Origin of the sequence: Streptomyces sp. TRM49041, from assembly GCF_008271805.1 — a bacterium.
Lineage (GTDB): Bacteria > Actinomycetota > Actinomycetes > Streptomycetales > Streptomycetaceae > Streptomyces.
In genome coordinates, this window is record NZ_VSRY01000146.1 from 116653 (window position 1) to 128559 (window position 11907).

General features: G+C 67.9%; 5 protein-coding genes and 1 pseudogene. 1 reads left to right on the top strand and 5 read right to left on the bottom strand.

Annotation, left to right across the window (positions count from 1 at the left end; translation table 11 throughout):
• Positions 1-54: 54 nt before the first annotated feature.
• The 5 genes and pseudogenes from FVS66_RS20885 to FVS66_RS20905 all read right to left on the bottom strand — a co-directional run bounded on the left by FVS66_RS20885 (position 55) and on the right by FVS66_RS20905 (position 10840).
• On the bottom strand, positions 55-7548 hold the full coding sequence (locus FVS66_RS20885) for a type I polyketide synthase (protein WP_149182701.1): 7494 nt from the start codon (positions 7546-7548) through the stop codon (positions 55-57).
• Entirely contained in the window at positions 7545-8879 is a 1335-nt protein-coding gene (ccrA, locus tag FVS66_RS20890; protein WP_149182702.1) for a crotonyl-CoA carboxylase/reductase, read from the bottom strand. The genes FVS66_RS20885 and ccrA overlap by 4 nt, the downstream gene beginning before the upstream one ends.
• 225 nt (positions 8880-9104) lie before the next feature.
• Positions 9105-9257, bottom strand: a pseudogene (locus FVS66_RS36605) (transposase); the annotation flags it as partial.
• Between the two features lie 326 nt (positions 9258-9583).
• Positions 9584-9877 (bottom strand): transposase, encoded by a 294-nt coding sequence (locus FVS66_RS20900; RefSeq protein ID WP_149182704.1) that lies wholly within the window; start codon positions 9875-9877, stop codon positions 9584-9586.
• A gap of 420 nt (positions 9878-10297) precedes the next feature.
• On the bottom strand, positions 10298-10840 hold the full coding sequence (locus tag FVS66_RS20905; RefSeq protein ID WP_187645631.1) for a DapH/DapD/GlmU-related protein: 543 nt from the start codon (positions 10838-10840) through the stop codon (positions 10298-10300).
• A 103-nt stretch (positions 10841-10943) separates the two neighbouring features.
• On the opposite strand from FVS66_RS20905, the gene FVS66_RS20910 reads away from it, so the two are divergent.
• Positions 10944-11858, top strand: a complete 915-nt coding sequence (locus FVS66_RS20910; RefSeq protein ID WP_149182705.1) for an IS982 family transposase — start codon at positions 10944-10946, stop codon at positions 11856-11858.
• Positions 11859-11907: the final 49 nt, after the last annotated feature.

Here is an 11907-nt window from a genome sequence, read left to right on the forward strand (position 1 = left end):
GGTGGATATTCCGGACGGCCGATTGCGTACGACTCGGCCCGCCTGGTGTACAGATCAGTCGACCGCGACATTGATTGACTCCCGTGTGTCGGCGGCCAGCAGAGACGCCATGAGGGCCCGATGACGGTCGGCCCAGGTCGCCACCGTCGCCTCAGCGAAGCGGTGCGCGTGGTACCAGTAGTTGACGACCAGATCCGGCCCCTGTTCCGCCACCACGAGGTGAAGCCCGGGAATGCGGCGCAGCGAGCCGAAGTCGTAGCGGCGCAGGAGCGGGTGCTCGACCTCGCCGAGCACCTCGACGAGGTCGACGCGTGGCGTGCCCGTCTGCTCCTCGCGGCGGTAGCTGGTGAAGTTGATGCCGACGTCACTGAAGTAGGTGTCCAGCGGCAGCCCGGTGAACGCCCGGGCCGTGGTCAGCAGGTCCGTGGCGGGGTACTGCGGATGGGTGGAGAGGGTCGCCAGCGTGTCGTCGACCTGCTGGACCAGCTCGCGGGCGCCCCAGCCCTGGACGTGGATCGGCACCGGGAACGGCATGGTGAAGGGCCCGATCGTGCCGGCGTACCGCTCGTCGAAGCGAGAACTGCGGATCATGGACACGCACACCGCGGGCGCGCCGACGACCTCCGCCATGAGTGCCGCGTAGGTGCTCAGGACGACCGAGAACGGAGTGACCTCCAGTTCCTTCGCCACGCCCCGGATGTCGTCCATGTTCGCCAGTGGTTCGCTGGGTGTGTACCGCAGCGAAGGGTGCGCCTCGGTCGTACCGCCCTGGTCGGCGCCGGGCAGCCGGGTCCGGCCCGGCACGCCGGCGAACAGCCCGGCGAAGTAGGGCCTCTCCCGTTCGATCGAGTCGGCGAGGTAGTCGGCCTGAGCCCGCGTGTACGTCGCGTACTGGACCGTCCGGCCGAGGTCGGGTACTGCTCCGCCGTCCCGGACCTCACGATAGACCTGGCGCAGTTCACCGACGAATACCGACAGCCCGGATCCGTCGAACTCCAGGTGTTGGCCGGCCACGGCCACCATGAACCGGTCATCCGGCAGATTGAGGCAACGAACCCGCCACGACGGATGCTCGACCGGATCGGGTATCTCCTCGCGGAGTTGCCGCAGCTCGCCAGCGACAGCCTCGGCGCAGTCCTCCTCGTCCATGGTCGAGAGGTCCCGGAAGAGGTCGTCCTCAGGCGGCAGCACCTCGTCGGCCGACAGCACCGTGATCGAGTTCGCCTCCGGGTAGTACTGCCGCAGCAATTCGTGCCGGTCGACGACCGTGTGCAGGGCGACGCGCAGCGCGGCCCGGTCGAGCCGGTCGTGGAAGATCGCCGGCACGACCCGCAATCCATAGCCGGCCCCGCGGGTCAGACTGAGCCAGCGACGCTGCTCCAGGGAGAGCGCGGGCCTGATCTCCGGTGACTCCTCGGTGGAGAGATCGTCCAGGCGAGCCAGCAGGGACTCGGTGATGCCGGCGATGGTGGGGTGGGTCAGAAGCAGGCGTGGCGGCAACGGCATCTGGAGCGCGCTCTGCAGGGTGTTCCGCAGCTGGATCATCGACAGTGAGTCCAGACCGAGATCTGCGATCGGGTCGTCCGGTCCGAGTGCGGTCGGCAGATCGATGTATCGCTCAATCATGGCCGCGATGGCGCGCGCGAGCAGCTCCGTGCGTTCAGTGAGAGGCGCCCCATCGAGCTGTGCCCGTAGCGATGTCTGCGGACGTGGAGCTCGCACTGGTGACGCGGTCGCACTGAGCTCGGCGTAGAACGAGGCGTCATTCAAATCGTGGGCGTCGAGGAACACCTCCCAGTCATTCGGCAGGACCAGCACCTCGGCTGTGTCGGCGCACAGGTGGCGGCGCAGCACCGCCTCGGCCACGCCGGCGTCGACCGTACCGAGGCCGCGCTGCCGTAGTGCCGCCATGAGTTCGGCGTCATCACTGACGTGCCCGGCGTTCTTGAGTACGCCCCAGTTGAACGACACACCGGGCAGGCCAATGGCCGAACGCAGCTGGGCCAGGCCGTCGAGAAACGCGTTGGCGGCAGCGTACGCGGCCTGCCCGTAGTTGCCGTGCACCGCAGTAGCTGACGAGTACATGGCGAAGAAGGACAGAGGTGCCTGATGCCGCAGAGCGGACCGGTGCAGATTCCACGCTCCACGTACCTTCGCTGTTAGCACCGGGGCCACTGTGGTCCAGGACGCCTTGTCCACGAGGGAGTCGTCGAGGATCCCCGCACTGTGCACAATGCCACCGATCGGACGAGTGGCCCGACGGTCGGCGAAGAGCCCGTCCACGGCATCCTCGTCGCACACGTCAACCGATTCCGTCTCGACGGAAACACCAGCCGCGCGCAGCTCCGCGATGCGCTCCTCGGCGCGTTCACCGGGTGGGCGACGGCCGACCAGCAACAGATGCCGGGCTCCGCTGTCCGCGAGGACCTGGGCAGTCCAGAGTCCGAAGCCGGTCAAGCCGCCGACGATGAGATAGGTCCGGTCCGCGCGGAGCATCGCCGGTGGATGATCCTGTGGCGCGGCGGCGGCCAGGCGCGCGGTCAGCAGAGTGCCCTGGCGGATGGCCAGTTCGCGCTCCGCCGTACCACTGGCGAGGCACGAACGGAGCATGTCGAGATCGGCCGCGGCAGAAGCCGCCGGGAGATCGACAAGGACCGTGCGGAGCTGGGGCTGCTCCAGGGCAACCACCCGGCCCAGACCCCATACCGCACGGTTCAGGGGGGCCACCCTGTCATCGGCGGAGACTCGTTGTGAACCCCTGGTCACGAGCCAGAGCCTCGGCGGGTCGCCGACGGGATCCGAGATCGCGCCCCGCACCACATCGAGCACGCGCGTGATGCACGGACGCAGGGCCTCGACCGGGTCGACTCCGCTGTCCAGGTCGTCCTCCTCGAAGAGGACCACGATGTCGCGCCCCTCGGAGAAGTCGTTCTCGGCCGACAGAGCGGCACGGACCGTGGCGCTCCAGGGGCCATCGGGGCCGACGGCGACGGCCTGCCCCGCGGCGAGGGGTGGACGGGAATCCGGCAGGGGATGCGGCAGCCAACGGACCTCGTGGATCGGCGCCCGGCCCGCGTCTTCGACGCCGTAGTCGCCCGACCAGACGGCCGACGGCCCAGTCCAGTGGTGGCGTCGCTCGAACGGGTAGGTGGGCAGGTGTGCCGGACGACCCCCGTCGCCGTTGACGGCGTCCCAGTCGAGGTCCAGGCCAGCCTCGTACGCCGAGGCCAGCGCCTGAGCCAGGCTGCGCGACGCGTCATGGCGCGCGCGCACAACGGGGACGAAGGGGCCGGGATGGTCGGGAAGCACGGTGTGCGCGAGCGACAGCAGGCCGGAGGAGCCGCTCAGCTCGAAGAACGAGCCGGCACCGAGTTCCCCGGCCCGGGCGAGCCCGGGCCCGAACTGTACGGTCTCGCACAGATGCCGTGCCCAATAGGCCGGCGTCGCGATGTCGTCACCAGCTATGTCGCCGGTCGTGTTGCAGATGACCGTACGGGTGGCCGGATTGAGTGAGATCCGGCCGAACGCGTGAAGCAGGCGGTCGGCCGCCGGTCGCATCCACCGAGAGTGACCGGCTCGCAGCGAGCCGAGTGAACGTACCTCGAGTCCGGCCGAGGCCGCGGCGGCCCCGAACCCGTCGAGGTCCTCCGCAAGGCCCGAAACCACCGTGTTGCGGTCGCTGTTGACGACCGCGATGTCCACCTGGGAGTCGGTCGCTTCGATCAGCCGCATCACCGTCGCGGCATCCGCGACCACGGTCATCATGGTCCCGTCCGCCGCGGTGTCCTGGATCGCCCGGCCCCGCTCGATGGCGACGTACATGCCTTCTTCGGCCGAGAACACACCCGCCGCGCAAGCGGCCACGTACTGCCCCATGCTGTGTCCCAGGAGCACGTCGAACCGCACGCCCTTGGACTCCATGAGCCGGAACAGCGCGAACTGGACGGCAAAGGTGAGCGCGTGCACCTCGACCGGGTCGTCGATCGGCAGATCTCGGTTGTCGGGGGAATACAGCAGGCTGCTTACGGTCGTGCCCAGCTCGGCCTTCGTCACGGTGTCGAAGCTGTCGAGCACCGTGCGGAAGACGGGCTCGGTGTCATAGAGCTCCTGCCCCGTCCCGCGGCGCTCGACGCCGTGTCCGGCGAAGAGCCCGACGACCGATCCGGTGCCTGGACGCGGACTTGCCGCGTGGTCCCCGCCGACCCGGCTGAGCCCGTCGGCGATGGCCTCGTCGGCGGCCACCACGGCAGCCGTGCGCCAAGCGTGGTGGCGTCGGCCCGTGCCGAGAGTTCTGGCGGTGTCAGGCACGGCAACGGAGTTGAGCGCGTCGTCACGCCAGGCTTCCAGGACGCGGCCGCGTGCGGCGTCGGACCTGGCGCTGAACGGGAGTACGTACCACCGGCGCTGCTCCTCCTCACGCGCCGTCCGCTCCGGTGCCTGTTCGAGGATCACATGGGCGTTGAACCCACCGATACCGAAGGCGCTGACCCCCAGCCGGGTGACGCCGTCCTCCGTCGGAAGCGGGCTGAGCCGGTCGACGACAGTGAAAGGACTGTTCCCGAGACTGAGCTCCGGGTTCGGCTGCTGGAAATGCAGGGTCGGCGGGACCTGTCCGTGCCGGAGCATGAGCACCGCCTTGAGCAGACCCGCCATACCCGATGCCCATCCGAGGTGTCCGAGATTGCCCTTGACGGAGCCGATGCCGCACGAGCCTACGGGCAGCGGCCCGTAGGCGCGCCGCAGCGCCTCGATCTCGATGGCGTCGCCGACCGGGGTGGCCGTGCCGTGCGCTTCGACGTACCGGATCGTCGAGGGGGCGATCGCGGCCGCGTCCAGCGCCATCCGGATCGCCCGCTCCTGCCCGGCCACACTGGGCGCGGTCATGCCGACCTTCTGTGCGCCGTCGTTGGAGATCCCACTGCCGCGGACGACCGCGTAGATGTCGTCACCGGCTGCGAGCGCGGCGTCCAGCGGCTTGAGGGCGATCACACCGACGCCGTTGCCGAACACCGTGCCGGCGCAGTCGCGGTCGAACACCCGGCAATGGCCGTCCGGCGAGAACGGCATGGACTCCTGGTACAGATAACCGAACATCTGCGGCACCGAGATCGACGCCGCACCGGCCAGTGCGACATCGCAGGTGCCGGACCGCAGGGCTTGGGTCGCGGCGTGCAGGGCGTAGAGCGAGGTGGCGCAGGCCGCGTTCACATTCAGGCTTGGGCCGCGCAGGTCGAGCGCATACGACGCCCGCCCGGCCATGAACTCCTTGTCGTTGGCCATCAGCAGGCTGAAATCCTCCACGGAGGACGTCAGCGATCGGACCCCCTGCCCAGGCAACAGGTTGTTCAGCAAGTAGGTGCTCGGGCCAGAGCCGCCGTAGACGCCCACCGACAGATCCGGCCGCGGTACGCAAGCGGCATCCTCCAACGCCTCGGCACAGCATTCCAGGAAGAGTCGGTGTTGCGGGTCCAGCTGCCGCGCCTGCTCACCAGACATGCCAAAGAAGCCGGCGTCGAACAGCTCGATGTCACGCAGGATGCCCGCCGCGCGCGTGCGACCACGCTCGTCCGGGCCGTCGCCGTGGCGGGTGATGCTTTCCCGGCCGGTCACCAGGTTGGACCAAAACCTCGCCGGAGTGCTGGCATCAGGGAACCGGCAGGCGAGGCCCACGATGGCCACTGGCATGTCGGCGCCGTCACCGGTCGGGCGCCGCACACGTCGCCGCACGGGAGCGGTGACCGGCAGATCGCGGGAGTCCAGGTGCTGGGCCAGGGTTCGCACGGTCGGGTGCGCGTACGCCTCGACGAGCGGGAGCTCGATGCCCAGGGCGGCCGAGATGTCGCCGACCACTGCGGCGGCGAGCAGCGAGGAGCCACCCAGGTCGAAGAAGTTGTCGTCACGGCCGATCCCGACCACATCGAGCTGGGTCTCCCAGATGCCTGCGATGAGTCGCTCCGACGACGTCCTGGGGGCCGAGTACGTGACCGACAGCGACGGGCGGTCGCGCGCGACGTCCGGGAGCCGCGCGGCGTCCACCTTGCCGTGCGCATTCAAGGGAATCGTGTCAACCCGGATCCAGAGCGATGGAACGGAGGGTCCTGGTAGCAGCGGGGCGAGGAAGTCCCTCCACGGTGGATCCGCCTCCCGTACACCCAGCACTTGCCCACTCCGCCCGCCTTGCCCACTCGTCGGACGGTCGTCCTCCGGCGGGGGAACTGTCGGTATCGACTCCGACACCACATACGCCACGAGTCGCGGCCGGCCCTGCCCGTCGTTGGAGACGGCCACGTGCACGTCACTGACGTCGGGGTGGCGCGCGAGGAGCGCTTCCACCTCGCCCGGCTCCACGCGGTGCCCGTCGATCTTCACCTGGCGATCGATACGGCCCAGGTACCACAGCTCGCCGTCGCGGTGACGGGCGAGGTCCCCGGTGCGGTACCACCGTCGGCCGTCACGTTCGATGAAGTGCTCGGCGGTCAGCTCGGGACGGTTCCGGTAGCCGTACGACAGGCAGTCCCCGCCCAGCAACAGCTCCCCCGCCTCGCCCGACTCGTCGGCCCGCGGGTTGGTGTTGTCGGCGTCGGCGATGCGCACCGAGACGTGGGGGAGTGGTTGGCCGATCGGCGGCAGGTCGGGCCACTGTGACGCGTTCTGGCCAAGCGTGTGGCTGGTGACGACGTGGGTCTCCGTAGGCCCGTAGTGGTTGTGCAGCCGAGCGCTCCCGAGGTGGGCGAACCATGCGCGGATCTCGGGCGTGATACGAAGCTGTGAACCGGCCACGAAGACGTGCTGGAGCGCGGTGAGCCTTGGTCCGCTCCGGCCGCGATTCGCCACCGCCTGCAGGATGGCCGTGGGGAGGAACACGCGGGTGATGCCGACGACGGCGAGATGGTCGAGCAGGCGGGCGGGGTCCCGCCGCACGTCGTCGGGGACGATGTGCAGCGTGCCGCCGAGGGCCAGGCTGGTGAGGATCTCCTGCCAGGCGACATCGAACGTGGCGGCCGCGAACTGCGCTGTGTGCGGGGCGGTGGAGCTGCCCTCGGTGCGGACATGCCAATCCACGAGACCCGACAGGGGCCCGCGTCCCATCGCCACGCCCTTGGGCTCTCCGGTCGATCCGGTGGTGTGGAGTACATACGCCAGCTCGTCCGCGCGGTCGTTGGACCGGTGGCCCGCGGCGGGGAGCGGGGTGACGTCGAACTCCAGGGCACCGCCGTCGGCCGGCTCCGCTTCGCGGATCGCATAGCGCGCACCGGTGTTCGCGAGGATCGTCTCGGTCCGCCGCGTCGGTTGGGTGCGGTCAACAGGGACGCACCCTCGCCCCGATCGCAGCACGGCGAGGCTCGCGACCACCATGCCCACCGAGCGCGGCACGTCGATCACGACGGGCTCGTAGGATCCGGCGGTGTCCTGAATGGACCCGGCGAGGGCCGCGCTCAGCCCGCCGAGCTGACGGAACGTGAGTGCCCGCTTCGAGTCCCGCACGGCGACGACGTCCGGACACTGTTCGATTGTCTCCACGATCAGGTCCACAAAAGACATCGTCATGCGCCTTTGACGGTCGGACCGTCGCTGCGGAAAAGGCGGAGCCGCTCCGCCGGGATGCTGGCCCGAAGCTCGGGGTCTGTGACGCCCATGCCTTCACTGGGGGCCAGGCACAGCACCCCGACCTTGCCGATGTGGACGTTTCGATGCACCCGGTGGACTGCTTCCGCCGACTCGGTCAACGGATGCACCTCGGAGAGAGCCGGCATGATCCGGCCCATTTGCACCAGTCGGTTCGCCTCGGCTGCCTCCTGGTAGTTGGCACCATGACTTCCGATAATCCGTTTCAGATTCATCCACAGGTGACGATTGTCGAACTCATGCACGTAGCCGTGGCTCGAACCGCAGGTGACGACTGTGCCGCCGCGACGAGCGAGGTAGACGGAGGCACCGAAGGTCGGCCGGCCCACGTGCTCGAAGACGCAGTGTGGGTCCTCGCCGAAGTGGTCCCGTATTCGGCTGCCCAGCCACCGCCAACCCTCAAGGGACGAGAGCCCGTCGGCACCGGGCGCGTCGTAGCGGTTGATGACGAGGTCGCATCCGATCGACCGCGCAAGTTCCACCTTCGACGCGCTGCTGACGACGCCGACCACCTGGCAGCCGGCCGCCTTCGCCAACTGGGTCGCGTAAGCCCCCAGACCGCCGGTCGCACCCCACACCAGCACCAAGTCACCGATCTTGACCCGGGCACCGCGATCGCTGATCAGCATCCGGTACGACGTCATCAGGCACAGGGTGTTGCAGGCCGCCTCTTCCCAGGTGAGGTGAGCGGGTTTGGGGAGCAGTTGAGTCGCCTTGACGATCGCGTAGTGGGCGAGGCCGCCGAAATTCGTCTCGAATCCCCAGGCGCGCTGAGACGTGGAAAGCATCCCGTCCCATTGCGTGATCGGATCCTGTTCATCCGTATGCAGGGTGCCTACAACGACGTGATCGCCGACGCGCCAATGACGAACGGACGGCCCTACTCGAACGACGACTCCGGCCGCATCCGAACCCAGAACATGCTGGTCGGTTGCATGGCGGGCGAAGTCGGGATTTCCTTTAGCAAGTTTATCAAGAAACCGGAATGTGGGGATCGGCCGAAACATAGCGGACCAGACGGTGTTGTAATTGATCGCCGACGCCATGACGGCGACCAACACCTCGTCGGCCGCGAGGTCCGGCAACGGAACCTCCTCCACGTGGAGCGACTTCCGGACGTCAATGGCCGACTCGGCTTGACCTTCGAACATCCGCTGGTCGGATCTCCGAATCACAAGACCGGTGGTGGACGTCGGTGTCGGACACTGCTCGAGAATCTCCCTCGATGATTCTGCGAGCACCGCGTCAGTCATGTGGGCAGTCAGGGCACCCCTCCAATGGCGTGAACAAGAGCAGCCTTGGGCGGCAGGAATCCATCCTGCCGCTCCAAAGGTCCCCCTAAGGCTGCCCAAGAGTTTTGGGTTGGTCCATCTCCGCGATTCCCCGGCCGATGATGATCACGCTTGCAGGCCGCCGCGAACCAGTCAACATAATTTTCGGTCACGGCAGCTGCAGTTCGTGAGGCATTGGCTTGATCTTTAACCTCGCTGCTGTCTCAGGCGGACGTGTTCGGTGAGGGTTTCGGCTCGCTTCACGGTCTTCCCGGGTTCATGCCGTGGTGCTGGCCTGCGGTTTTTCGAGCCGGGTGGCCGACCGGGCCCGGGTCGGGAGGGTTTGGGCACACCCGCAGGACGGTGGGAGGCTGTCGCAGGACTCCTGCCTGGCGATCGCCAAGTCACCGATCGGGACCGCGCCCTGGTCAGGGACGCGGTTGCGCGGCTCCCCGAGATGAGATTCCTACCCGCCGCGTTATCCTGGGGACGCCGTAGGCGCCTCGACTCTCCGTGGATCTGCTCGATCCGCGCACCCAGGTCCTCGTCGGCGGCCTTCCGGGCGGCCCGGACGGCTGCCGCGGAGATCCACCGGTAGAAGCCGGACGCTGACACGTCCAGCACCCGGCACAGCCGCTGTAGCCCGTACAGGTCACGGTGGTCGGAGATGAACCGCCAGCGGCCGGTCATCGACCCATCTCCTTGGCAAAATACGCGGCTGCCTTCCTCAAGATCTCCTTCTCCAGCTCGCGCACCTGCTTGCGCAGGCGCCGCAGTTCCTCGCGCTCCGCCGGGTTCAACGGGCCCTCACCGCCCGCCCCAGACGTGGCCGCTTCCGCTCGCGAGCGCGCGACCCACTGGCGCAGCGACTCCGGGTTGACACCCAGCTCCCGCGCCACCGACGGGATGCGCCGCCCACTGGACTCCACCAGCGCGACCGCGTCCCGCTTGAACTCCTCCGAGTACCTCGCAGTACCCATGAGGACATCCTTTCCACGGACCCGAAGATCCGCTTCTCAGAAGTGTCCACAATGCGGGGTAAGCCCAGTCTCTGTCCCTCGGGCTTTCGGAGTGGGCAACGTTGTGCTGGGCAGTTGTCACGGGGGCGTAGCGGTGGTCCTGGACCGCCGCGGCACGGATGTCCACCGTCAGGGCGGGCGATCTAGGGGAGTCCAAGCGGCCATACCTCGGTTTCGAGGATACTGGTGCGTCGGTGATCTCCCTAAGTCATCTCGCTGTCGCGCGACGCGCCCTAGATGATCAATTCCAAGGGGGTCGGGGGGCGAGCGGAGGGGCTCTTGCACCTTGGACTGGAGTCAGTTGCTTCGGGGGAAGACTCCAGGCTTCCGATGTGGTTATGGCTGCCCGCAGTTAGGCTCGGCGTGGCCCCGAAGAGACCGTCACCACTTTCGGTGCACGGTTGCCTTACTACCGGTCACCAAGCTTGCCGGCGGAACGTCATCGGCCACGACCGCGCCAGCGGCAACCACGGCGTCACGGCCAATGCTGACGCCGGGCAGGATCGTGGCACCGGCACCGATCCACACATTCTCCGCCACGTCGATGGGTGCGCCGGTGAGGTGCAGCCGCCGCTCCTCGGGATCAACCGGGTGGCCGCTGGTGATGAACGTGACCTTCGGTCCGATCATCACGCGCTCGCCGAGCCGGATCCCGGCATAGTCCAGGAACGTGCAGTTCTGGTTGATGAAGACGCGCTCGGCGAGGTCGAGGTTCAGGCCATGGTCCGTGTAGAAGGGCGGATAGATCGTGACTCTCGGCGGCACTGGCTTGCCAAGGATCTGCTCGAGCAGTTCCGCCTTGCCCGCTTCGTCTTCGAAAGGCAGGACGTTCAGGCGGGAGGTGAGCTCGGTAACTTGCAGGACCCTCTCGGCCATGGCCTGGAACTCGGCGCTGCGGATGCGCATGAGACGGTCGCTGGACATGCCACGGTCCTTTCTGCGTACCGGTGGTGGGACAAGACTCACCGGATGATCAAGGTCAAGGGGTGCCGACGGAGACGAAAACGAGGGCACCCAAGATCGCTTTGTGACGAACAACCTGGACACCCTCGCGACGGCACTCTATGTGAAGACCGACGACCTGCTGAAAGCGTCTCCGCATCTGGCGCCATGGCGTCCGGCCGTCGGGCTCGCCCCGCAGCTCACCGACGCGGAGCTGGTCACGCTGGCGATGATGCAGGCCATGCTCGGCTTCACCTCCGAGGCCAGGTGGCTCCGCCACGCCCGCGGTCACCTGCGGCACCTCTTCCCGTACCTGCCGCAGCAGTCCGGCTACAACAAGCGCCTGCGCAAGGCCGCCGCGCTGCTGCGGCGGGTCACCCGGCTGCTGGCCGCCGACACCTCGGTATGGAGTGATGACGTGTGGATCGTGGACTCCACGCCGGTGGAGTGCGGACGCTCGCGGGAGACCGTGAAACGCTCCGACCTGGCTGGATGGGCCGAGTACGGGTACTGCGCCAGTCACAGCCGCTTCTTCTGGGGCCTGCGCCTGCACCTGGTGTGCACCCTCCAGGGCCTGCCCGTCGCGTTCGTCCTGACCGGGGCCAAGGCCGACGAACGCGAAACCCTGCTGGACCTGCTCGCGGCCGAACCGCACCTCGTCGCTGGCCGGCCCGGCCAGACACTGATCGGCGACAAGAACTACTTCGGCCGCGACTTCGAACGCGAACTTACCCAGCTGCACATCCAGTTGCTGCGGCCGGCCCGCAAGGGCGAACGGCAGCGGCCCGGCGGAGCCCTGTTCAAACCATTGCGGCAGGTCATCGAGTCGGTCAACGAGACCTTCAAGGGACAGCTCGACCTCGAACAGCACCGAGGCCGCACAACGGGCGGCGTGATCGCCCGCGTCATGCAGCGCATCCTCGCGCTGACCGCCGCGATCTGGCACAACGACCACACCGGACAGCCCGTCCTACGCTCACTGACCGCCTACGACCACTGACTTGGAATTGATCATCTAGGGTGATCGCGATGTCTGGTTGGGATTGCGT